Source organism: Pseudomonas sp. KBS0710 (assembly GCF_005938045.2).
Lineage (GTDB): Bacteria > Pseudomonadota > Gammaproteobacteria > Pseudomonadales > Pseudomonadaceae > Aquipseudomonas.
The window spans coordinates 763099-786288 of record NZ_VCCF02000001.1; the positions used below are offsets into that span (position 1 = coordinate 763099).

General features: G+C 57.0%; 17 protein-coding genes. 9 read left to right on the top strand and 8 right to left on the bottom strand.

Annotated elements, in window-relative coordinates:
• The first annotated feature begins 150 nt into the window (after nt 1-150).
• Nucleotides 151-1110 carry a LysR family transcriptional regulator gene (locus FFI16_RS03590; protein ID WP_138814179.1) on the top strand — a complete coding sequence of 320 codons (960 nt, stop codon included), beginning with the start codon at nt 151-153 and terminating at the stop codon, nt 1108-1110.
• Between the two features lie 469 nt (nt 1111-1579).
• On the opposite strand, the gene FFI16_RS03595 is transcribed toward FFI16_RS03590, so the two are convergent.
• From FFI16_RS03595 to FFI16_RS03625, 7 genes are all read right to left on the bottom strand, one after another.
• A complete protein-coding gene (locus FFI16_RS03595; protein ID WP_138815354.1) occupies nt 1580-2224 on the bottom strand; it encodes an HAD-IB family hydrolase in 645 nt (214 codons plus the stop codon).
• A gap of 72 nt (nt 2225-2296) precedes the next feature.
• Nucleotides 2297-3013, bottom strand: a complete 717-nt coding sequence (locus FFI16_RS03600; RefSeq protein WP_138814180.1) for an HNH endonuclease — start codon at nt 3011-3013, stop codon at nt 2297-2299.
• A gap of 99 nt (nt 3014-3112) precedes the next feature.
• Nucleotides 3113-3643: a Bro-N domain-containing protein gene (locus FFI16_RS03605; protein WP_138814181.1), complete on the bottom strand. Its 531-nt coding sequence runs from the start codon at nt 3641-3643 to the stop codon at nt 3113-3115.
• Nucleotides 3644-4010: 367 nt separating this feature from the next.
• Nucleotides 4011-4619 carry a hypothetical protein gene (locus FFI16_RS03610; RefSeq protein ID WP_138814182.1) on the bottom strand — a complete coding sequence of 203 codons (609 nt, stop codon included), beginning with the start codon at nt 4617-4619 and terminating at the stop codon, nt 4011-4013.
• Between the two features lie 59 nt (nt 4620-4678).
• The gene (locus FFI16_RS03615; protein WP_138814183.1) at nt 4679-5746 is read right to left on the bottom strand and encodes a ParA family protein; all 1068 of its coding nucleotides are present in this window, start codon (nt 5744-5746) and stop codon (nt 4679-4681) included.
• A 100-nt stretch (nt 5747-5846) separates the two neighbouring features.
• Complete coding sequence (locus FFI16_RS03620) at nt 5847-7097, bottom strand: ribonucleotide-diphosphate reductase subunit beta (RefSeq protein WP_017134657.1); 1251 nt, start codon at nt 7095-7097, stop codon at nt 5847-5849.
• Between the two features lie 577 nt (nt 7098-7674).
• On the bottom strand, nt 7675-7944 hold the full coding sequence (locus FFI16_RS03625; RefSeq protein ID WP_138814184.1) for a DUF2790 domain-containing protein: 270 nt from the start codon (nt 7942-7944) through the stop codon (nt 7675-7677).
• Between the two features lie 399 nt (nt 7945-8343).
• Between FFI16_RS03625 and acs the strand changes: the two genes are divergently transcribed.
• The 7 genes from acs (at nt 8344) to FFI16_RS03660 (ending at nt 16380) form a co-directional block, all read left to right on the top strand.
• On the top strand, nt 8344-10299 hold the full coding sequence (gene acs, locus FFI16_RS03630) for an acetate--CoA ligase (RefSeq protein WP_138814185.1): 1956 nt from the start codon (nt 8344-8346) through the stop codon (nt 10297-10299).
• 688 nt (nt 10300-10987) lie between these two features.
• Nucleotides 10988-11773: an ABC transporter substrate-binding protein gene (locus FFI16_RS03635; RefSeq protein WP_138814186.1), complete on the top strand. Its 786-nt coding sequence runs from the start codon at nt 10988-10990 to the stop codon at nt 11771-11773.
• A 91-nt stretch (nt 11774-11864) separates the two neighbouring features.
• On the top strand, nt 11865-12554 hold the full coding sequence (locus FFI16_RS03640) for an ABC transporter permease (protein ID WP_017138431.1): 690 nt from the start codon (nt 11865-11867) through the stop codon (nt 12552-12554).
• A complete protein-coding gene (locus FFI16_RS03645) occupies nt 12551-13249 on the top strand; it encodes an ABC transporter permease (RefSeq protein ID WP_138814187.1) in 699 nt (232 codons plus the stop codon). The genes FFI16_RS03640 and FFI16_RS03645 overlap by 4 nt, the downstream gene beginning before the upstream one ends.
• Nucleotide 13250: 1 nt before the next feature.
• Complete coding sequence (locus tag FFI16_RS03650) at nt 13251-14363, top strand: succinylglutamate desuccinylase/aspartoacylase family protein (protein ID WP_138814188.1); 1113 nt, start codon at nt 13251-13253, stop codon at nt 14361-14363.
• A 27-nt stretch (nt 14364-14390) separates the two neighbouring features.
• A complete protein-coding gene (locus FFI16_RS03655; protein ID WP_003214336.1) occupies nt 14391-15155 on the top strand; it encodes an ABC transporter ATP-binding protein in 765 nt (254 codons plus the stop codon).
• A gap of 244 nt (nt 15156-15399) precedes the next feature.
• Nucleotides 15400-16380: a GlxA family transcriptional regulator gene (locus FFI16_RS03660; RefSeq protein WP_017138427.1), complete on the top strand. Its 981-nt coding sequence runs from the start codon at nt 15400-15402 to the stop codon at nt 16378-16380.
• Between the two features lie 8 nt (nt 16381-16388).
• On the opposite strand, the gene FFI16_RS03665 is transcribed toward FFI16_RS03660, so the two are convergent.
• A complete protein-coding gene (locus tag FFI16_RS03665) occupies nt 16389-21302 on the bottom strand; it encodes a leucine-rich repeat domain-containing protein (RefSeq protein ID WP_256666227.1) in 4914 nt (1637 codons plus the stop codon).
• Nucleotides 21303-21728: 426 nt separating this feature from the next.
• Here FFI16_RS03665 and FFI16_RS03670 point away from each other — a divergent pair, with 426 nt between their 5' ends.
• On the top strand, nt 21729-22949 hold the full coding sequence (locus FFI16_RS03670; RefSeq protein ID WP_138814190.1) for an aspartate aminotransferase family protein: 1221 nt from the start codon (nt 21729-21731) through the stop codon (nt 22947-22949).
• Nucleotides 22950-23190 lie beyond the last annotated feature (241 nt).

Sequence of the window (23190 nt, forward strand, 5' to 3'; positions counted from 1 at the left end):
AAATAAGATTTCAACTAGACTGAACCAGCGTCTGACGCGCCGTATTCAAGGTTGCCAAGGGCGGATGTTTATGTTCATTATCGCCGCCTGGCTATGTTCAAGGATTGGGTTGAAGCCTGTTGAATATGGCACTTGAGGTCAACGCGTATTATGGAAACCCCACTTTCCACTTCTGGAAACATGCCGCCAAAACCCGGCACACGACCGCCCCTGCAATTGAGCGGGCTGGACTTCAAACTGCTGCGCGTGTTCATGGCCGTGGTCGAAGCCGGCGGCTTCAGCGCCGCGCAAAACGAGCTGAACGTGGGCCTCGCCGCCATCAGCAAACAGATCTCCGACCTTGAAATTCGCATCGGCATGCGCCTGTGCACACGGGGCCGCGAAGGGTTCGGCCTGACCGAAGAAGGCAAGTTGGTGTATCAAGCGTCCATCGAGTTATTTACCTCGGTGGACAGTTTTCGCGACAAGCTTAGTTCGGCGCAAAACGAGCTGATTGGTGACCTTAGTGTCGGCGTTATTGATAACACCGTGTCCGACGTTAATTCCCCGCTAATTACCGCGTTAGGGAAACTACACAGCGAATCGCCAAAAATTAGATTGCGCCTGCATGCCTCGCAATTGGACGAAGTTGAACGCGGCGTAGTAGAGGGCCGGCTGATTGTCGGCATCGTCCCGGTGTACCAGCGCCGTGAAGAATTCGACTACTTCCCCCTCTACGAAGAAAAAGCCCACGCCTACTGCGCCGTAGGACACCCACTGTTCAACGCGAGCGACATCACCCCAGAGGTGCTGCGCCAATACGAAGTGGTCAACCACCGGTACGCGATCCATCGCGACAAGGCCAACTTCGTCACCTACGACAGTCAGTCTGCCTCGGCCTCACAGGTGGAAGCCGTGGCCATCCTGATCCTCACCGGCCGCTTCTTAGGCTTTTTGCCGGAACACTACGCCGCGCCATTGGTAAGGGACGGGCGCTTGCGCGCAATGTGCCCGGAACAGGTTCACCTGAGCACCGCGTTTAACCTGATCCTGCGCCATAACGCGCCAAGAAGCCCGATGGTGAAAGCCTTCGCAACAGCGCTGGGTGTAGACCTGAAATCTTCCTTGTAATCCCGGTTGCCGATTCGAAGTTGAGTAGATTTCTAACGGATCTAAAAGACTGTCAGATCTGACAGTTGCAAGGGGCTTCTTACGGACCAATCATGAAGGTCCATTGTTTCTGTCAAGGAAGCGCCATTATGAAAATGCCAGTTCGTAAACTCAGCAGTTGCGTTGCAATTTGTCTGACGCTGTTTATGTGGGCAGCGCATGCTGGGGATGCTACGTACTCCTGCACATCGGCTGGGAAAGGGCCTTTATACGACGTGACGGCAAGCTCTCAAGCGGATGCTGAGAAAAAAGCTGCCGCCAAGTTTCCCGACCGCAGCTTCAGTTGCACCAAGCACTAACGATCTTGAGCGTTCCCATACCGAATCGCCGCTAGTACGCGCTGAAAATCAGAGGGGGAACTTTATCCCTCTCTTTAGCGAGGCTGCGAAGCAAGCAATTTGGCCTATCTGCCGATCTCCTCGGCCCCGCATCACCGCTGCAACTTGCCCTGCTTCTTCTTCGAATGAAAATGCCGAAAATGCGCATCCTGCGCCGCCGCCAACAACTCCCGATCGCCACGCGTATCGCCCCAGGCCCTTAGCCGATACTCGCCCAAATCTCCATAAACCGCCTCAAGGCGCAGCACCTTGTTCTCACAGCGGCAATTATTCCCCGTGAGCTTGCCGGTTAACACCCCGTCGACCACCTCAAGCTCAGTGCCGATCAACTTGATGCCCAACCGATTCGCAAAAGGCTGCAACACCAACGCCGGCGACGCCGAACACAGCGTCACCACCGCCCCGGACTTCACCTCATCTTCCACCGACTGCAAGCCCTTGGGGCGCATCAACTTGGTCCAATAACGCTGGCAATACGCCTCAGCCTGCTGCTGCACCCACGCTTTCTCCACGCCCGTCATAAAGGTGCGGATCAACTGCGCCTTCAACTCATCCCGGCTGATCTGCTGCAGCAAAAAGCGCAGCCCAGGCACGGCGAGTTTGACCATCCGGCCATAAAACTCGCCGGGGCCGAAGGCGAATTTGAGGAAGGGCACGAAACTGTCGTGGTGGGTGAGGGTGCCGTCGAAGTCAAAGACGGAGAGTACTTTGGCGTCGATGGGGCCGGCTTCGAGCATGTCTGGGTTCACGGGTTGGCCTCGGTCCTATCTAGTATTTTTTGAGCGTTCATCAGGTGTGACCACTGGAGTTTACTCCCGTGCCAATCTTCCGACTTTGGAGTAGAGCTCCTCAGTGAAAGCCTCCCGGTCATTCGACCGGTGACAACGCTGATGGCAATTGGGGCACAAGGCTACAGCATTGGTCGTGCGATCCGAACCCTTCTGGGCGAGGTGCTTGACGTGATGTACTTCAAGAAATGGCTGGCCATTGTTCAGTTTGAACGGTGCATGTAGGCCGCAACCTTCACAAATACCCGCCGCCTGCTGACGCACCCAAGCGCGTACTTCGGGATCGCGAACGTAGGATGTGCTGGTGGTGCTGACCTGTTGCGGCGTGGCGATGCCTTCGGGCTTAGTCTTGATGGGTTTACTTTGAAGCTTTGCCGCCCGCCGTTCCAATAGCACTTCATCAAACGTGGGGGCGTTGTCTTGAGATTCAACAATGCCACGCTGTTCCAGCATTCGGCGAATACGAGAGACGATCCTCGAACCGACATTGTTTGCAGCTGTGTAACCCGCAATTGGCGTTTGATTCAGTGTTTCAAATACCGCAGAAATATTACGCATGCGGTAGTCGACCGACGCCAACGAACGAGCGCTTAGAGCTCCCTCGCGCAGGAGCTCGTGTTCAGCTTTCTTGTTAAGCGACTGGCCGAGACCTTCGAGTTTCAACATTTTCAGGTAGCCATCCACGGACGCTTCAAGCTCCTGATCGGTCCATCCGGTATTACTTTTTTTCGTATCCATACAGCCGCCGAGGGTTGAAAACCCTCGGACGATACTGAGTAGCCATTATTGCGTCTACGAAATTTCCTACGAGTCGGTGAGACTTGCCGTTCGTTTACGTCAGGACATTCGCTGCTTCATTCGGAAAGGTTGAGTTAGCTTTCGCCACCAATGAGTTTTTGCTGATCCCCTCCGATAGGTCCGGTTAACCAGTAGATACGGCATATCCCGAAGGCGTATCCAGCCTTCATCTTGCCAATGCAAGAGGTTCAACGACATCTCCGGCCAATCCAGCATGCTCAACAATGGGCGTTCTACCGTCCTTGGCTGACGTTCGTCCCGCAACGTCGGAACCACTTCATGAGTGAGCCAACTACGTAGCAGACGATTCGCAGGTGTGTAGTGATAGACCAGCAGCGCGTAAGCACCGGATTCGCTGATCATCAGCATTTCTTCGGGCTGACCGTGGAACAGCAATTTTACAGTTTTTCGTTGGTCTTCATCGAGCTTGCGAGTCGTGCGCTCATCTAGGAACCATCCGATCAAACGCCCAAGATCGCGAGCGCAGAACCAGGGTTGGTTTTCCAGAAGGAGAGCATGCAGAGGGAGGTTTAAGCGTGTAAATACGGTGGGAGAAAAAGGGTCATGCATGGCACACCTCCGGGAGGAGGAGCGTTTTCGAGGTGGCGCAGACAGATGCAGGCATTTCCATTACCTCTACTTGATAGCTTTCTTAGGGCTAAGGCGCCGGGAGTTAAGAAACCTCAAGTAGAAGGCCGGACATATTCCCCTCTCGGGTCTTGTATTCGCCCACTCCCGACATAGCAGAGTCTTTCCTACGCCCACGAAAAAACCGTAGGCGCAAAAAAACCACATCTTTCGGGAGCGGTAGGCCGCTACTTGAGGCGTTTCTTAGGCGCCGGAACTCGAAGATTATGCGCCCCTCAGGTTTAGGTCAAGTCGAAAGAAAAGGTCAGATTGGGGGGCTTCAATCATCTTCCCCCCAGTGCTTTAAACGTTATGTGAATTTTTCAACTCTGCGAATGATGTTTTCTGGAAAGCTATGGTTGTAATAGTTTATAAGCCAAATTTGCTTCCCGCGTATTGATGGTGATGACGCTAGGTTTTCAGGGACTATTTGATTAATGAATTCCCAACACTCAGTGGGGTTTCTGTCCGCAAGGAAGTTTATAAAGTAAGCTCCATCACTTTCTTTTATGATGGTTTTTTGGGGCGTGTCTTTTGTGTCCGGATAAAGTAGGTCAACAAGGTCTTTTGATATAACTATTCGAGGATTTATAGAAATATCTTTTTCTATGTTATAAGCGTGAATGAGTCCGCTACTAAATAGGAAATCATCTTCGTAGTGGTGCATTCCGTAAGAAATGCCACCCCTGCAAATTATTCCGCTCCCTAGAAGCTCATACTGATAGTTAGAGACTAGTTTGGAGAATTCTATGAAGGACTCTTTTTTATAAGGGAGGGCTAGAACTATAGAGTCGGAGAATTGAGTTAGTTGTAGTCCGTCTATTTCATTTTTTAATTCTTTGGTTTTTTGGTGTATGGATTTTAGCTTGTCTATATACTTTTGAGCTGTCTCCGGATTCTCGCAGTCGTGATTGACCATGTTACTAAATCCTAGGAGGTCAATAAAAGCAACAAAGTGATTAGTAAGAGAGTTAGCCATTAGCCCAAAAGCTCAAGATGTTGTACGATTTCCTGGATTCGTTCTTCGTAATTTTTCATACGTTCTTGAGCGCTTTCCCACACTGGGCCGGACCATGGACGTCCTGCTTGATCCATCACTCTTGTGTCATCCTGAGTTATGCTGAAAATGGGCTTTCCATGCTCCTGCATGAGTGGGGCTAGGCTTTGAAAATCTCGGATTCGCGTCGCTACGATTTGTTCACCCTCTAACCCCGAAGTAAGGTCGATGGCCGCAGTATTGAATTTTCTTAACATCGGGAATAGAGTGGTTTCCGCTTTTTTAGGGATACGGTCCATCCACATTCTATAACTTGGTTTTGGCTGGCCACCGAATATTTTAAAGTTTTGTAGAATGATACCCAAAAATTGAGGCATTCCTTTCTTTACAGGTAGATCAAGACCTTTAAAGTTTTGATATATTTGTTGATGTTCCTCAATCCATCTTTCAATAATGGCAGTCAAAGTCCCAATTGCTTGAACATTGAACCGGTCAGGAGATGTAGGTACAAAGAAGCCGTCGCAGGTTAAGAAGCATGATCTTGTTAGTGCTCCAGAGCTTGGTCCTACATCAATAAGGATATAGTCAATTTTTTCTTGCGCGCCGTATCTGTCTAATAGATCGCCAAGTGCTACATAAGTTCGTTTTTCATGAGTTTTGTTCGAGAATCGTTGAACGTGAGACTCTGCAAGCGAGTCTTCAATGCTACTTAACGCTACGTCACCTCGTAAAAGCTCGAGATTTTCCGTAATGCTAATTGTTTGTACACTTTTTAAGTCAATTTGTGCAATCTCACCCTCTAATCTAGGTGTGAGTATTTCGAGAAGGCTAGTTCCTCTAAGTTTTTGCTCTTCGCCAGTTTGATTTTCTTTTTCATCTAAAAGGGCAAGGAGGGGGGCAAGCATCAACTCGGTGAGATTGCATTGTGGATCCGCATCTATAGCTAGTACTCTTTTTCCTTTGGAAGCAAGATAGTGAGCGAGGTTAAAAGTGGTTGTGGTTTTAGAGACGCCACCTTTATGGTTGTATAAAGTTATTATTTTAGTCATTGTATTCTCCATAAAAAAAGCCCCGCATGGCAGGGCTCTTTATAGAGCGTCCCTGACATCCAAGTAAGGAACGCTTTTATAGCATGGCGTTAAGCTATCATCAATCCCAGCTAAGCGCCCCACCCGTCTGATACTCGATTACACGAGTCTCAAAGAAATTCTTCTCTTTCTTCAAGTCCATGATCTCGCTCATCCACGGGAACGGGTTAGTCGTCCCTGGATACTCTTCTTTAAGACCAATCTGCGACAAACGGCGATTCGCGATGAACTTGAGGTAATCCTCCATCATCGCCGCATTCATGCCCAACACCCCACGCGGCATGGTATCCCGCGCGTATTCAATCTCCAGCTGCGTCCCCTGCAAAATCATCTGGGTCGCTTCTTCCTTCATCTCGGCATCCCACAAGTGCGGGTTTTCGATTTTGATCTGGTTGATCACATCGATACCGAAGTTCAGGTGCATCGACTCATCGCGCAGGATGTACTGGAACTGTTCCGCCACGCCGGTCATTTTGTTGCGGCGGCCCATGGACAGGATCTGGGTGAAGCCGCAGTAGAAGAAGATGCCTTCCAGGACGCAGTAGTAGGCGACCAGGTTGCGCAGCAGTTCTTTGTCGGTTTCGACGGTGCCGGTTTCGAACTTCGGATCGGAGATCGAACGGGTGTATTTGAGGCCCCAGGCGGCTTTTTTGGCGACCGATGGAATCTCGTGGTACATGTTGAAGATCTCGCCCTCATCCATGGCCAGCGATTCGATGCAGTACTGGTAGGCGTGGGTGTGGATCGCTTCTTCGAAGGCCTGGCGCAGGATGTACTGGCGGCACTCCGGGTTGGTGATCAGGCGGTACACGGCCAGGACCAGGTTGTTCGCGACCAGCGAATCGGCGGTGGAGAAGAAGCCGAGGTTGCGCATGACGATGCGGCGTTCGTCGTCGGTGAGGCCTTCGGGGTTTTTCCACAGGGCGATGTCGGCGGTCATGTTGACCTCTTGCGGCATCCAGTGGTTGGCGCAGCCGTCGAGGTACTTCTGCCAGGCCCAGTCGTACTTGAAAGGTACGAGTTGGTTGAGGTCGGCGCGGCAGTTGATCATGCGCTTTTCGTCAACGGCGACGCGGGCGGCGGAGCCTTCGAGTTCGGCGAGGCCTTCGGCGACGTCGAGTTTGTCGAGGGCGGCCTTGGCGCGCACGATGGCGGCGGAGTCATTGGCGGTGACGGCGCGGGCTTCGATGGCAGCGGCAGCGCCTGCACCGTCGAGGCGGTCCATGTTGGCTTCGGTGGCGTGGCCGGCGTTGGCGCCTTTGGCGGCTACTTCGCCTTCTTCTTCTTTGTCGAATTCGTCCCAGCTCAGCATGACGTGTCGTCTCCTGCGTGAGGGCTCAAAGGTGCCCGTGTGAAACCGGATGGTTGGGTGTTCACACGGCCCAGAGGCCGCGGTGGATCTTAAGGAATCGTTTGTTGCAACAGCTCGCGCAGGCAATTAAACGGAATAGGGTTACGGGTTCTGCTTGAGGCTTGAGGTGCGCAGCAACAGATGCAGGCTCGCGCGGAGGCCTCAGGTCTGGCTCTTCATCCCAGTGTAAAGGGATATTGCAGGCCCGATTTACCCGCGCATTATAGGGAAAAAATCGGCTTTGTGTTGCGGCGGATGGTCACGATTGACGGCCAGAATGCTGTGGTTTTCGGCCGGAGCGTGTGTTTGCAAGGCTTTGCTGGGGTAGGAATTTTTTGACGGGCGGTGGGATAGTTTTTATGGGGCTGGGAGAGGGGGAGTGGTGGAGGGCTGAGTGGGGTGTGTTTGGCTGAGATCGCCATCGCAGGCAAGCCAGCTCCCACATTGGGTCGGCGGTGGGCCAGAGGGCGGTTCTTGGCCGCAAGAACGATTTCTTGCGGCGACCAAGATCCGGGTTTAAATCTTACTGAAAAAGTTATTACCCGTTGGAACAACCATTGCCCATCACTTGATAATTAAGGATATGACGCTGGCCCTGCGAGTCTTCATATTCCATTTGTACCGGTACAACGTTGCAGACATCCGGGATGTTGCTCATGGACAATACTTTGGCCACATCCAAGTGTGTGCTGTAAGTGTAATCCTCAACTATCGGTGCGTTCTGACCAGCCAGCTCAGTCGGGGCTTCGTCGGCCAGGGCGGCGGTAGCGCACAAGCTGCTGAGGGCCATAACTATTAAAGCTTTCATTTGTGTATTTACCTTCTTCAGGGCGAAAGGGGTCACGGGGCCCTTATGAGGCCGCGTGTGTAACTTAAGAGTTGGGAAGTTCGGATTAACGCTGCCTTCGTGGGGGCTGTTACGGTGTTAATCACTGTGCCTTGTTGGCGGAGTTGATTTTAGGCCTGCGGGTTATATTCATATACCCGTGCTTTTGATAAACACTATTGGCGGTTTTTGTAACAATCCCGTGGTAAAGGTTTTTTCATCAGGTGCCAAAGCCGCGCAGGCCGTGGGCCAGAGCCCTGAAAGGGCATAGCAGGGCATTTTGTAGGGGCTTGTTACTACCATCGTCGAATGGTTCTATGGGGGCGCCCCGGCTACAACAGGGGCCATACAACAACAACTATTGTCACCGAGGTAAGAAAGATGAGTGCGGCTTCCCTGTACCCCGTTCGCCCCGAAGTAGCAGCCAACACGCTGACCGACGAGGCGACCTACAAGGCCATGTACCAGCAGTCGGTGGTCAACCCCGATGGCTTCTGGCGCGAGCAAGCCAAGCGCCTTGACTGGGTCAAGCCTTTCACTGCGGTCAAGCAGACCTCTTTCGACGACCACCATGTCGACATCAAATGGTTCGCCGACGGTACCCTCAACGTTTCCTACAACTGCCTGGACCGCCATCTCGCCGAGCGTGGTGATCAGGCGGCGATCATCTGGGAGGGCGATGACCCTTCCGAAAGCCGCACCATCACTTACCGCGAGCTGCATGAACAAGTCTGCAAGTTCGCCAACGCCCTGCGTGGCCAGGATGTGCATCGCGGCGACGTGGTGACTATCTATATGCCGATGATCCCCGAAGCCGTGGTCGCCATGTTGGCCTGTACCCGCATCGGTGCGATTCACTCCGTGGTGTTTGGCGGTTTTTCACCGGAAGCCCTGGCCGGTCGCATTATCGACTGTAAGTCGAAGGTGGTGATCACCGCCGACGAAGGCATCCGCGCCGGTAAGAAAATTCCGCTGAAGGCCAACGTCGACGACGCGCTGACCAACCCGGAAACCAGCAGCATCCAGAAAGTCATTGTGTGCAAGCGCACCAATGGCAACATCAAGTGGAACCAGCATCGCGACATCTGGTACGAAGACCTGATGAAAGTGGCGGGCACCGTGTGTGCGCCGAAAGAGATGGGCGCCGAAGAAGCACTGTTCATCCTTTACACCTCGGGCTCCACCGGCAAGCCTAAAGGCGTGCAGCACACCACTGGCGGCTACTTGCTGTACGCCGCCCTTACCCACGAGCGCGTGTTCGACTACCGCCCGGGCGAAATCTACTGGTGCACCGCCGACGTCGGCTGGGTCACCGGCCACACCTATATCGTCTACGGCCCGCTGGCCAATGGCGCGACCACGTTGCTGTTTGAAGGCGTGCCGAACTACCCGGATATCACGCGGGTGGGCAAGATCGTCGACAAGCACAAGGTCAATATCCTCTACACCGCACCGACTGCGATCCGCGCGATGATGGCGTCCGGCACCGCTGCCTGCGAAGGTGTGGATGGCAGCAGCCTGCGCTTGCTCGGGTCGGTGGGTGAGCCGATCAACCCGGAAGCCTGGGATTGGTACTACAAGAATGTCGGCCAATCCCGTTGCCCGATCGTCGACACCTGGTGGCAGACCGAAACCGGCGCCACCTTGATGAGCCCGCTGCCGGGTGCCCACGCCCTCAAGCCGGGTTCGGCGGCACGCCCGTTCTTTGGTGTGGTGCCAGCGTTGGTGGACAACCTCGGTAACATCATCGAGGGCGCTGCCGAAGGCAACCTGGTGATCCTCGATTCGTGGCCAGGCCAGGCGCGTACGCTGTATGGCGACCATGACCGTTTCGTCGACACTTACTTCAAGACTTTCCGTGGCATGTACTTCACCGGTGACGGTGCGCGCCGTGATGAAGACGGCTACTGGTGGATCACTGGGCGGGTGGATGACGTGTTGAACGTGTCCGGCCACCGTATGGGCACTGCCGAGATTGAAAGCGCGATGGTTGCGCACCCGAAAGTCGCTGAAGCGGCGGTGGTCGGTGTGCCCCATGACATCAAGGGGCAGGGCATCTATGTGTATGTCACGCTCAAGAATGGCGAGGAGCCGAACGAAGCGCTGCGCCTGGAGCTGAAAAACTGGGTGCGTAAAGAGATTGGGCCGATTGCCTCGCCGGATGTGATCCAGTGGGCGCCGGGCTTGCCGAAGACGCGTTCGGGTAAAATCATGCGCCGGATTCTGCGCAAGATTGCCACGGCCGAGTATGACGGATTGGGGGATATCTCCACCTTGGCCGACCCAGGTGTGGTGGCGCATTTGATTGAGACGCACAAGACCATGAACGTCGCGTAAGGCCGCGTAAAGAGCCCCACTCGGTGAAAACCGGGTGGGGCTTTTTTGTAGGCTCTTGAGAACAGTGCAGATCCCCTGTGGGAGCGGGCTTGCTCGCGAAAGCGGTGGGTCAGTTGGCAGATGTGTGGCTGAACCACCGCATTCGCGAGCAAGCCCGCTCCCACAGTTGGATCGCATTTCAAATGGCGGCAGGTGAGCTGTCAGGCGGCCCTGCAAACCACCAAGCCAATAAATATCGATTTTTCATGTAGGGCATTTCTGAATGTTACCGCTGCCGCCAAATGTGTAACCCCACGCCCATTCCTGAGGCAATGTGCTACGGCTGTGCCCCGAAAACCCGCGTTTTAGACGCCCTCAGAAATAAGATTAAACGCCAGACTTGCCGTGCTAGAAGGGTTTGCGAATAATAGGCCCGCAATTTGCAGCATCAACAGGTTTAATATCTTTTGTCTCTGCATAAAATTCAGAGGCTGTCAATGTGCTGGAACCGCTTTCTCAGTGCTTCTGTAAATTGTTGTCGCATTGAGGAAATATCGGCTTCCGGCCTGTCGTTAGAATGCCGATCACTCGCTCGTCGTCTCCTGTATCAATTCGGGGTAGGACGCAGCACCGCTATTCGGTTTCACTTAAGTCGCATCGTGGGCCACGGCTCATTCTGCTTTTTGCCCTATACCGATGGAGTCCCAAGATGAAGAAACTTGTGCTGTTGGGCGCCCTGGCGCTGTCCGTGCTGTCCATGCAGGCCTTCGCTGATGAAAAGCCTCTGAAAATTGGTATCGAAGCGGCTTACCCTCCGTTTGCCTCGAAGGCGCCGGATGGCAGCATCGTCGGTTTTGACTACGACATCGGCAATGCCCTGTGCGCTGAGATGAAGGTCAAGTGCGTATGGGTCGAGCAGGAATTCGACGGCCTGATCCCTGCGCTCAAGGTGCGCAAGATCGACGCGATCCTGTCGTCCATGTCCATCACCGAAGACCGCAAGAAGTCTGTGGACTTCACCAACCGCTATTACCTGAGCCCAGCGCAGCTGGTGATGAAGGAAGGCACCAAGGTCAGCGACAGCCTGGATGAATTGAAGGGCAAGAAAATCGGCGTGCAACGCGGTTCGATCCACGATCGTTTCGCCAAGGAAGTCCTGGCGCCTAAAGGCGTCACGGTTGTGCCTTACAGCTCGCAGAACGAAATCTACCTGGACGTGGAAGCCGGTCGCCTCGATGGCACCGTGGCCGACGCCACCCTGTTGCAAGACGGCTTCCTGAAAACCCCGGCCGGTAAAGGCTACGCGTTCGTGGGCCCACAGTTCACCGACGCCAAGTACTTCGGTGACGGTATCGGCATCGCGGTACGCAAAGGCGACAAGGCCGACCTGGACAAGATCAACGCGGCCATCGCGGCGATCCGTGCCAACGGCGAATACAAGAAAATCCAGGACAAATACTTCGACTTCGATATTTACGGCGCTGACCCTAAGTAACTCGTCGCAGCTGTCTGTCCTAAATGGCGCAAGCAACAGAATTCCTGAGGTTTGCGCCATTTTTTCATCCCCCTTTTCGAGGACCTGAATCATGTTGAACGGCTACGGGGCTGTCATCCTCGATGGCGCATGGTTGACGCTTCAGCTCGCCTTGTCGTCCATGGCCTTGGCCATTGTTCTGGGTCTGATCGGGGTCGCGTTACGCCTGTCGCCGGTGCGCTGGCTGGCTTGGCTGGGTGACTTGTACTCCACGGTGATCCGCGGGATCCCCGACCTGGTGCTGATTCTGCTGATTTTCTACGGCGGCCAGGACCTGCTTAACCGCGTCGCGCCGATGCTCGGCTATGACGACTATATCGACTTGAACCCCTTGGCCGCCGGTATCGGCACCCTGGGTTTCATCTTTGGCGCCTACCTCTCGGAAACCTTCCGTGGCGCCTTCATGGCCATCCCCAAGGGCCAGGCCGAGGCCGGCCTTGCGTATGGCATGAGCAGTTTCCAGGTGTTTTTCCGGGTGATGGTGCCGCAGATGATCCGGCTGGCGATCCCTGGTTTTACCAACAACTGGCTGGTACTCACCAAGGCCACCGCGCTGATTTCGGTGGTGGGCCTGCAAGACATGATGTTCAAGGCCAAGCAGGCGGCAGACGCCACCCGCGAGCCTTTTACCTTCTTCCTCGCAGTGGCGGCGATGTACCTGGTGATCACCAGCGTGTCGTTGCTGGCCCTGCGTTACCTTGAGAAGCGCTACTCGGTAGGCGTAAGGGCGGCTGATCTATGATCTTCGACTACAACGTCATCTGGGAGGCTATGCCGCTGTACGTTGGCGGCCTGGTAACCACCCTGAAACTGCTGGCCATTTCGCTGTTCTTCGGCTTGCTCGCTGCCTTGCCTCTGGGCTTGATGCGCGTGTCCAAGCAGCCGGTCATCAACGGCGCGGCCTGGCTCTACACCTACGTGATTCGCGGCACGCCGATGCTGGTGCAGCTGTTTTTGATCTACTACGGCCTGGCGCAATTCGAAGCGGTGCGTGAAAGCTTCCTGTGGCCGCTGCTGTCGAGCGCCACGTTCTGCGCGTGCCTGGCCTTTGCGATCAACACCAGCGCCTACACCGCCGAAATCATCGCCGGCAGCCTCAAGGCCACGCCGAACGGTGAGATCGAAGCGGCCAAGGCCATGGGCATGTCGCGCTACAAGCTGTACCGCCGCATCCTGCTGCCGTCGGCCCTGCGCCGTGCGCTGCCGCAGTACAGCAACGAAGTGATCATGATGTTGCAGACCACCAGCCTGGCGTCCATCGTCACCTTGATCGACATCACCGGTGCTGCACGCACCGTGAACGCCCAGTACTACTTGCCGTTCGAAGCCTATATCACCGCCGGCGTGTTCTACTTGTGCCTGACTTTTATCCTGGTGCGCCTGTTCAAGTTGGCCGAGCGCCGCTGGCTGAGCTACCTGGCTCCACGGAAGCATTGATATGGAACGTATCGATCACCTGTTGCCCTGGGGTCACCTGGGCTGCGAGCGCCAACTGAGCGTATTTCGTTTCGGCACTGGCGAGCGCAAGGCCTATATCCAGGCCAGCCTGCACGCCGACGAATTGCCGGGGATGCGCGCGGCGTGGGAGCTGAAAAAGCGCCTTACCGAGCTTGAACAGCAAGGCGCCCTCAACGGGGTGATCGAGCTGGTGCCGGTGGCCAACCCGATGGGCCTGGGCCAACTGCTGCAAGGCAGCCACCAGGGGCGTTTCGAGGTGGGCAGCGGTAAGAATTTCAACCGTGATTTCGTCGAGTTGAGCGCGCCGGTTGCCGAGTTGCTCAAGGGCAAGCTGGGTGATGATGCTCACGCCAATGTGCGCATGATCCGCCAGGCGATGGCCGACGCACTCGCCGCATTGCCCGCGCCGAGCAGTCAGCTGCAAGGCATGCAGCGCATTTTGCTCAGCCACGCCTGCAGCGCCGATATCGTCCTTGACCTGCATTGCGACGCCGAAGCTGCATTGCACATGTATGCGCTGCCCCAGCACTGGCCGCAGTGGCGCTCGTTGTCGGCGCACTTGAATGTGAAAGTCGGCCTGCTGGCGGAAGACTCCGGCGGCAGTTCGTTTGATGAGGCGTGCTCGCTGCCGTGGTTGCGTCTGTCGCAGGCGTTCCCGGACGCGCAGATTCCACTGGCGTGCCTGGCGACTACCCTGGAATTGGGCGGCCAGGCCGACACCGGCCGTGATGAAGCGATTTTCCACGCCGAGGGCATCCTGGCGTTCCTCGCCGAGCAGGGCTTGATCACAGGCCAATGGCCGGCGCCGCAATACGAAGCGTGCGAAGGCTTGCCGTTTGAAGGCACCGAATTGTTGTTCGCGCCCCATGCCGGCGTCATCAGTTACCTGCGTAAAGCCGGTGATTCGGTGCAGGCGGGCGATGAGATTTTTGAAGTGATTGACCCTCTGACTGACCGCGTCAGCATTGTCTGCGCGGGTACATCCGGGGTGTTGTTTGCCGTTGAACGGCTACGTTATGCCCAAGCGGGTTTCTGGCTGGCCAAGGTGGCGGGGCGCGAAGCGCTGCGTCACGGGCGCTTGCTCAACGACTGACCACCTGTTTTTGTGAGAACCGACCGCATGTACAAACTTGAAGTCCAAGACCTGCATAAACGCTATGGCAGTCATGAAGTGCTCAAAGGCGTGTCCCTGGCCGCCGCGGCCGGTGATGTGATCAGCATCATCGGTTCCAGTGGTTCGGGCAAAAGTACCTTTTTGCGCTGCATCAACCTGCTGGAGCAACCCCACGCCGGCAAGATTTTGCTCAATAACGAAGAGCTGAAACTGGTGGCCAACAAGGACGGCGCCATGAAGGCCGCCGACCCGAAACAACTGCAGCGCATGCGTTCGCGGCTGTCGATGGTGTTCCAGCATTTCAACCTGTGGTCGCACATGACCGCGCTGGAAAACGTGATGGAAGCGCCGGTGCATGTGTTGGGCATGTCGAAAAAAGACGCGCGTGAAAAGGCCGAGCACTACCTGGCCAAAGTCGGCGTGGGCCATCGTAAGGATGCGTTCCCCGGCCACATGTCCGGCGGCGAACAGCAGCGCGTGGCCATCGCCCGCGCCCTGGCGATGGAGCCGGAGGTGATGCTGTTCGATGAACCCACCTCGGCCCTCGACCCGGAACTGGTCGGCGAAGTACTCAAGGTGATGCAGGACCTGGCCCAGGAAGGCCGCACCATGGTGGTGGTGACCCACGAAATGGGCTTTGCCCGTGAAGTCTCCAACCAGTTGGTGTTTTTGCACAAAGGCATCGTTGAAGAACGTGGCAACCCGCGCGAAGTGCTGGTGAACCCGCAGTCCGAGCGGTTGCAGCAGTTCCTTTCGGGTAGCCTGAAATAATCAAGACTGCTTTTGTGCACTCAAATAGTGCATATTTCGCAGCCTTGAGGTCGCCTCGTTCCCTGTGGGAGCTGGCTTGCCTGCGATAGCGGTGTATCAGTTAAAGATGTGCCAACTGACCCACCGCTATCGCAGGCAAGCCAGCTCCCACATTGGATCTCCATTTGTTTTGAGATTTGTGTTGGTTTACCGGCTAGCATTGGCCCTTGTCTTCATTACTGTTACTCGCTTCGGATAGCACTCCATGACCGCCCATAAAATTGGTTTCCTGATTTGGCCCAGCACAAAAGCACTCACGCTTGCGCTGGCTGAGGAGGCCTTGCGCGTTGCTCAGCGGGTGCATCCGGACGTGGTGTACGAACTGTCGTTCTTGCAGGCCGAACCGCGCACCGAAGGGGCCTGGCAATTACCGGGCGAGCCTTGGGCCGGCAAGCTTGAAGGCTTCCAGAAACTGTTCCTGCTGGCGGACGAACCGCCGACCGTGATCGCCTCTCAGCTCAGCACCGCGCTCAAGCAGCTTGTTCGGGCCGGGTGTGTGATTGGTGGCTTGTCGGCGGGCGTGTACCCACTGGCCCAGTTGGGTTTGCTCGACGGCTACCGCGCCGCCGTGCATTGGCGCTGGCAGGATGACTTCGCCGAGCGTTTCCCCAAGGTGATCGCCACCAGCCATTTGTTCGACTGGGACCGCGACCGCCTGACCGCCTGCGGCGGCATGTCGGTGCTCGACCTGTTGCTGGCCGTGTTGGCCCGTGACCACGGCGCCGAACTGGCCGGTGCGGTCTCCGAGGAACTGGTGGTGGAGCGCATCCGCGAAGGCGGCGAGCGTCAGCGTATTCCGCTGCAAAACCGCCTGGGTTCCAGCCATCCGAAGCTGACCCAGGCGGTGTTGCTGATGGAAGCCAATATCGAAGAGCCGCTGACCACCGACGAAATTGCCCAGCATGTGTGCGTGTCGCGACGACAACTCGAGCGGATCTTCAAGCAGTACCTCAATCGCGTCCCCAGCCAGTACTACCTGGAATTGCGCCTGAACAAGGCCCGCCAGATGCTTATGCAAACCAGCAAGTCGATCATCCAGATCGGCCTGTCGTGCGGCTTCTCCTCGGGGCCGCACTTCTCCAGCGCCTACCGCAACTTCTTTGGCGCCACCCCGCGTGAAGACCGTAACCAGCGGCGCAGCAGCAGCCCGTTTGAATTGTCGTCGGTGCCGTCTGAGCGCGGTTGAGCGCCCTGTTACTGTTCCGACTCGTCCTCCGACGTGTCGGTTGAGTTGGTTGGGTTCAACTGCGCGCGCTGCCTGACTTCAGGGATTTCAAAGTCCACAGCGTGGCGATGGTAATAGGGCACCAGCAGCGTGATGGTCTCCGGCGAGAAGGTGTTGCCGCTGAGAACGAAGCCGTCGGCTCTGCCTGGCTCCACTTCCAGTATGTCGGTGGGTAACTCGGTGATCTGGTTGTCGCGCAAATCCAGTTGACTGAGCAATGGCAGATTGAATGTTCCGTTGGGCACCTCTGTAAGGCCCGCGCCTTCGATGATCAGGCTGGTTAACCCGGTCATCTTGCTGACGTCCGGCGTCAGCCCCAATGGATTGCCACTCAGGTCCAGGTATTCAAGATTGTGCAGGTCGCTAAGGGCGGCTGCGCTGGTGGCCGTCAGCTGTACACGGCTACGGGAGATGATCAGTGTCTTGAGCTGCGTCAGCTTGAACACCCCCGCAGGGATGTCTGGCAGGGCATAACTGCGGATATGCAGGGTTTCCAGGTTGGGGAAGCGCTCAAGAAAACCCTGCGGGATCGAGGTTGTTTGCTCTCCCGCCAGTTCCATCTTCGACACATGTTTGAAATTGATATTCAGTGCCGGTAAATCGCCGAGCAGCGGCAGTTTCAGCTTTATTTCATGGGTGCTTGTCGGTGGCTCCTGGCTTGAGTCCAGTCGTGTTTCCCCGCGCCAGCCGGCTTCCAGTACAGCCTTGGCCTGGCGTCGAAGGATTTGTTGCTGTGCGCGGACCCCTTCGTCTATAGGGGTGTTGATGAACGGATACCGTTCGGGTACATCCAGCACCCATTCTCCCAAGTCTGCTTGCAGGCGCTCGTAGTCGGCCTTATCAGCTTTGAGGCGTTCGAGTATTGCCATTGAGTTATTCAGGCTACCGGGCAACCTGAAGATCAAGTTATTCGCCTGATTGGCGCTGTAGGTGGGGTAAAGCTCTTGAACCAGGCGGCGCTCGGCCGGGTTGGCGTCTGCGCCGAAGTGTTCGCCGGTCCTTTGGCAATAGGTTTTGATCTTTTCCAGCGTGACGCGTGAGAGCGGGTTGCCCGACAAGTTAAAGGCTCTGGCTTTTTCGGCAGGCAGGTTAAACAGGTCTTCAGGCAACCTGCTCAAGTAGTTATTGCTGAGGTTGGCGCTCGTCAGTTGAAGGCGAGTCAGCAGGTGTTCGGGGAACAGCGAAATATACGTGTGGCTCAGGTTCAGTGTCTGCAACTCGGGCATTTGCCCAAGGTTGGGGGACAGTGACAGTTGACGGTTGTTGGAGAGGTCCAGGTTTTTAAGCCGGGTCATCAGGGCAAGCTGGGCACGGCTTTGCATGGTCAGGTTGATGTTGCAATTACGCAGCGTCAGGCTGTTGAGATGGGGCAGCGCCATTACCTCAGGGGGGAGGGTGTTGAGTGCTATATCGTTGATCGCCAGTGTGCGCAGATTAGGGAAGCGAGCCACGAAGGCAGGCGCACCGCGAGTGGTGGGGTAGCCCCTCAATCCCAGGTTGGAGATGTGGTCGAAGTTGGCACTCAGTACCGGGAGTTCGCCGTGTGTGGGTGCGGTGAGGTGTAATTGGCGGCCGGTGGCAAATTCTGTGTCCTGCGGGGTTTCATGACGCCAGGCACGGACCAGTTGGTGGGTCCAGATCCAGCGATGAAGCCGCTCTTCGGCCACCGTCGAGGAAAACAGCGGTACTTGGGGGTTGAGGAAGACTTCGGAGAGGTTGGAGCGCCAGCTTGCCAGGACGGTTTCCAGCTGTGAGAACTCGCTCTTGAGGTATTGAAGCGTCAGTAAGGGCGAGCCCGCAAAGGTGTGTAGCGCGGACAGTAGATAGGTCGTTTGCTCCTGGTTGAGGCTGGGGTATAGCTCGCGCAGTAATTGAGCCTCAAGGTTATGGTTTGGCGCTACGGCGCCGTAGCCCTCCATGCCGCCGGGCAGGCGCATCAGCCTGGGGTCGTAAGTGGGCTTGCGCACCGGGTCGGTCGCCAGCAGCTCACCCAGTGGCTCACGGCCCAGGGCGTATTGACGCAGGGCATTTTGCAGCAGTGGGCCTTGCCCGATTTGCATGCCCAGTTCATCGCGCTGCGTATCGGGCAAGGCTTGGATAACGGCGGTATACAGGTCGGTTTCACCGAACAGGGTGCCCTTGCCGTCTTCAGGGATGTATTGGCCCTCGATCGTACGCACGAGAGTGCGTTGGATTGATCCCTCGGAAGGCCCGACGGCGTCTCGTAAGGTGCCGGTGCGGCGAAAATTGCGTACTTCCAGGCGTACCAGGGGAGACCAGCCCGGCAGGTTTTCCAGGGAATGCAGGGCGAGGCGCTGCGTATCGCCACTTTCCAGGGCTTCCATATACAGGCCTTCATATGCGCGGCTGATTCTGACCTCATGGGCGGCCCAGCGTGCGAGGTCTCTCAGGCGCTGAGGCAGGATGCCTTGATCCATCTCCAGCAGCTCCTGGCCCGTGGCGCCGAATAGCACCTCTTGCGCAACACTGATGGGCAGGCCGGGTGCGCTGTCGATGATTTTTTGCACGCGCGGGTCGCGGGTTGTCTCCAGCCCTCGATAGCGTGAGTCAAACATGCCGGCTTGACGGTTCCGGGCTTGGCGTGCCAACCGTTTACGCAATGTTGCCGCGCGCACGTGCAGTTGCGCGGCAGGCGTACCGAAGGGTTCTTCAAGCAGGGTTTTGCGCTCTGATTCGTTCAGGGTTTCCAGCAGGGTTTTCAGCAAGTCGCCATTTTTCATCTGGGCCTCATGTATCTGGGCCACTGCCGCGTCTTCCCGGCCCCGGTGCTCCCAGACGGTTTCACCTTTGGCGTTGAGAAAGCGCAAGGTCTTGGTTTCTGGCCACAGGCTGGTCTGGCTCAGCAGCCACAGTTGGGTTTGGGTATCGGCTTTTTGATATTGCTGTGGATCATCGCTGTTCATCTGGTCGATGAAATCCTGGAGATGCTGGTCGATGGCGACGCGCTTGAGGGTGTCGGCCAGCAGCCCCGGCGCAGGTTGACGATCCATGTACAGCTTGCGCAAAGCCCCATCGTCGCTGCCGCTGATGCGATGGGCCCATTCCAGGCGGGCCTCAGTGAGTTCGTCGGCCGGTGCACCGAGCCGACGCAGCAAGGTGTTGCGATCCCATGTCAGCGGGCGATCGGTGGGCATCAGCCAGGCGCCCTTGCCATTACCGCTGATCCGCGGGCGGTAGGCGTGTGTGCGGCCGGGGTGGCCAAGGTAGGTGCTGCCTGCTTCCTGCTGAATGGAAAAGTGTTGCCCATTAAGCGCGAGGATCTGTTTGTCGGTGTGCGCATGCAGCCCCTCGTCACTGGGGCGTGACTCAGGCGGCAGTTGAATGTCATGGGCATAGGGCGCCAGGTCGGCGGGCCACAGGCGAGTTTTGTCGCCGTCGGTAACGGGGGTGAGGGAGTCAAAAAAATCCCATAGTTTTTTCGGCAGCGCCTGTCGCAACAAGCCTTGAGCAATGGGGGCGCCGACCGCGAACAGGCCCAATTGCACCATTTGTTCTGTGATTGACATCAAGTGCTCAAGGGCCTCGCGTTTGAGGCCTTCGGCCCAGTCAATGATGCCTTCAAACACTTCGTCGAGCAGTTGATAAGCGCTGTAGCCCAGCATCAGCGCGCCCAGCGGCGGCACGAAAGGGGTCACGATAAAGGCGGCGATTTCGAGAATGGCTTTGCCGACCTTCTGCACGATGTCCCAACGCTGCCAGCGAGCCTTGCTGTCGGCGTCGGCGGTGGGGACGGCGAGGGCTCGCGCATCATTGAGTAGCTTGTTGAGTTTGCTCTGATACAGGTGTTCGAACAGCTCGCCAGGGATTTTTGTCGCGTAAAACTGCAGGTTGGGCTTCGCCACGGGCTCTTTATGCCAGGTGGGACGCGGGTCGCCTGGCTGCGGCGGGTGCCAGACAATGTGGGACAGGCGGTTGTTAAGGTCGGCGAAAAAGTAGCCGCGGTGTTCCTGATTGACGAAACGGCTGAAAAACGCCTGATAGTCGGGGCCGCGTAGCTTGTCGGCGAGGTCGCGCATGAACGCAGTGCCGTTGGCGTAGTACTTGAGAGGTGCCTGTGGGTCGCCGGGAATGTACGCCACCACGGGCACGGCAGTCTGGTGCGACTCAAGGTCGGCGGCGAACAGCACCACGCCTGTCAGCGGCGCGCCCATCAGGCTCAAATCGTGGTTGAGCAGGGTCTTGCCTTGCAACGTCAGGCCGCGATGGCCGGAGAGGTGCGCCCGGAGTGTGCGCAGCGTCGATTCGCTCGCGTCTTTTTTCAGGCGCGCCATCTGCACGCAGGTAAGCGCCTCGGCTTTGAGATTGGCGATCACCTTGCTGCGCAGCGATGCCTGGAGCGTGGCATTTTGGAAGCCGAAAAAGCCTTTGAGGTAGCGTTGGTACTGCGCGCCGATGTCCAGCTCACGGCACAGTCCGACAAATTGCACGATGCTGATTTTATCGGTCACGGCGGGCAGGGTGTCGAACTGACCGGTGGCCGCCGGTTGGGTGATGAAGGTGGAGTCGTCGGTGTAGGCGGCTGGTTGGCCTTCGGTTGCGTCGAAATTGTGCAGCGCCGCGTCCACCAGCGACACTGTCCATGCCTTGACCCCACCGGTTTCTATGGGGAACAGCGGTATCGTCAGGGGGGCGTAGAGGCGCAAAAACGTCGTGCTGACATCGCGCTCAATACCAAACCGCGCCTTGAGAGCCTGTTGCAGCAGGGGCGCGGCGAAAGCCTGAGGCGATTCAAGTGCAGCCAGGGCACTGTCGAGCTGGTTTTGCGTGGTCCAATGGTGGTCCATGGCCTGTTTGAGCGGCATGTGTTGCTGGCGATTGGCGTCGGCCAGCCAGTCGGCGAAGTGCAGTCGGGTGGTTTTCAAGGCGTCGCGCCGGGCACTCGAGGCCTCGCCCAGCCAGGGTGGAAGGCGGCTGTGGGCGCTAATGGGCACGCGGCGAGCAGCGTTTTCAAGGTGTAGGGTGAGTGTTGTTTGAGTCGGATTGGGCATGTGGCTGATTCTTCAGTGAGTTGCGGCACCGACATCACAGCAAGCCTGATGGACGTGAGGGAGGCAGATAGTTAATGCAATTGGCGAAAATCAACCGGCAACGCCCCTGCCTCTGAAACGATGCAGCGTTTAAACTGCGCCATTGCGACGCTATTTGTCGCATTGGCGTAAACCCGCCAAAAACGCGGGTTGGCGCTATAAGAAGTTGTCGCTTGGCGACAAGGCCGCACTGAAAACTGTCCTTACAATCCCTGCATCGCCCGCCAGTTCCAGGCAGGCGTTCCTCTTCAGGAGACTCCGATGTCCGTTGAGCAAGCCCCGGTGCAACGTGCCGATTTCGACCAGGTGATGGTGCCCAACTACGCACCTGCCGCCTTTATCCCCGTGCGTGGCGCAGGTTCGCGCGTCTGGGACCAGGCCGGTCGCGAGCTGATCGACTTTGCCGGCGGCATCGCGGTCAATGTATTGGGCCACGCCCACCCGGCGCTGGTCGGAGCACTGACCGAACAGGCCAACAAGCTGTGGCACGTCTCCAACGTGTTCACCAATGAGCCGGCCCTGCGCCTGGCCCATAAGCTGATCGACGCTACCTTTGCCGAGCGCGTGTTCTTCTGCAACTCCGGCGCCGAAGCCAACGAGGCCGCCTTCAAGCTGGCCCGTCGCGTGGCGTTCGACCGTTTCGGCACCGAGAAGTACGAGATTATTGCTGCGCTGAACAGCTTCCACGGCCGCACCCTGTTCACCGTCAACGTCGGTGGCCAGTCCAAGTACTCCGATGGTTTCGGGCCTAAAATCACCGGCATCACCCACGTGCCTTATAACGACCTGGACGCGCTCAAAGCGGCCGTGTCGGACAAGACCTGCGCTGTGGTGCTGGAGCCGATCCAGGGCGAAGGCGGCGTATTGCCGGCCGAGCTGGCTTACCTGCAAGGTGCCCGCGAACTGTGCGACGCCAATAACGCGCTGCTGGTGTTCGACGAAGTGCAAACCGGCATGGGCCGCAGCGGCCACCTGTTCGCCTACCAGCATTACGGCGTGACGCCAGACATCCTCACCAGCGCCAAGAGCCTGGGCGGTGGTTTCCCGATCGCAGCCATGCTGACCCGTGAAGACCTGGCCAAGCACCTGGTGGTCGGCACCCACGGCACCACTTACGGCGGCAACCCGCTGGCGTGTGCGGTGGCGGAAGCGGTGATCGACGTGATCAACACCCCAGAAGTGCTGGCCGGCGTAAACGCCAAGCACGACCTGTTCAAGGCGCGCCTGGAGCAGATCGGCAAGCAATACGGCATCTTCACCGAAGTGCGCGGCATGGGCCTGCTGATCGGTTGCGTGCTGAGCGACGCGTTCAAAGGCCGAGCCAAGGACGTGTTCAACGCGGCCGAAAAAGAAAACCTGATGATCCTGCAAGCCGGCCCCGACGTGGTGCGTTTCGCGCCGAGTCTGGTGGTGGAAGACGCGGATATCAACGAAGGCCTGGACCGCTTCGAACGTGCTGTGAAGACGCTGACGCAAGCTTGATGGGCCGTTCGGTGCTCAGGTAATTGAGCATCGAACCCAATTTTTTGTGCCGGGCCCCTTAATTGGAGCTGTGAAGATTCAATGTGGGAGCGGGCTTGCTCGCGAAGGCGGTGGTTCAGTCACCTTAAATGCTGAATGACATACCGCTTTCGCGAGCAAGCCCGCTCCCACACTTGACCTCACTGTTTTCAAGACCGTGCCCGGCATTTTTCCCTCTGTGAGTTTTTCGAGTTAAGGAGTG

Excerpts from the sequence above, each read along its gene's own strand:
- FFI16_RS03595 (WP_138815354.1), bottom strand. The coding sequence starts at position 2,224 with ATGCTCGAAGCCGGCCCCATCGACGCCAAAGTACTCTCCGTCTTTGAC.
- FFI16_RS03655 (WP_003214336.1), top strand. The coding sequence starts at position 14,391 with ATGTACAAACTTGAAGTCCAAGACCTGCATAAACGCTATGGCAGTCAT.
- FFI16_RS03625 (WP_138814184.1), bottom strand. The coding sequence starts at position 7,944 with ATGAAAGCTTTAATAGTTATGGCCCTCAGCAGCTTGTGCGCTACCGCC.
- FFI16_RS03645 (WP_138814187.1), top strand. The coding sequence starts at position 12,551 with ATGATCTTCGACTACAACGTCATCTGGGAGGCTATGCCGCTGTACGTT.
- FFI16_RS03660 (WP_017138427.1), top strand. The coding sequence starts at position 15,400 with ATGACCGCCCATAAAATTGGTTTCCTGATTTGGCCCAGCACAAAAGCA.
- FFI16_RS03610 (WP_138814182.1), bottom strand. The coding sequence starts at position 4,619 with ATGGTCAATCACGACTGCGAGAATCCGGAGACAGCTCAAAAGTATATA.
- FFI16_RS03620 (WP_017134657.1), bottom strand. The coding sequence starts at position 7,097 with ATGCTGAGCTGGGACGAATTCGACAAAGAAGAAGAAGGCGAAGTAGCC.
- FFI16_RS03600 (WP_138814180.1), bottom strand. The coding sequence starts at position 3,013 with ATGGATACGAAAAAAAGTAATACCGGATGGACCGATCAGGAGCTTGAA.
- acs (WP_138814185.1), top strand. The coding sequence starts at position 8,344 with ATGAGTGCGGCTTCCCTGTACCCCGTTCGCCCCGAAGTAGCAGCCAAC.
- FFI16_RS03590 (WP_138814179.1), top strand. The coding sequence starts at position 151 with ATGGAAACCCCACTTTCCACTTCTGGAAACATGCCGCCAAAACCCGGC.
- FFI16_RS03605 (WP_138814181.1), bottom strand. The coding sequence starts at position 3,643 with ATGCATGACCCTTTTTCTCCCACCGTATTTACACGCTTAAACCTCCCT.
- FFI16_RS03650 (WP_138814188.1), top strand. The coding sequence starts at position 13,251 with ATGGAACGTATCGATCACCTGTTGCCCTGGGGTCACCTGGGCTGCGAG.
- FFI16_RS03670 (WP_138814190.1), top strand. The coding sequence starts at position 21,729 with ATGTCCGTTGAGCAAGCCCCGGTGCAACGTGCCGATTTCGACCAGGTG.
- FFI16_RS03640 (WP_017138431.1), top strand. The coding sequence starts at position 11,865 with ATGTTGAACGGCTACGGGGCTGTCATCCTCGATGGCGCATGGTTGACG.
- FFI16_RS03635 (WP_138814186.1), top strand. The coding sequence starts at position 10,988 with ATGAAGAAACTTGTGCTGTTGGGCGCCCTGGCGCTGTCCGTGCTGTCC.
- FFI16_RS03615 (WP_138814183.1), bottom strand. The coding sequence starts at position 5,746 with ATGACTAAAATAATAACTTTATACAACCATAAAGGTGGCGTCTCTAAA.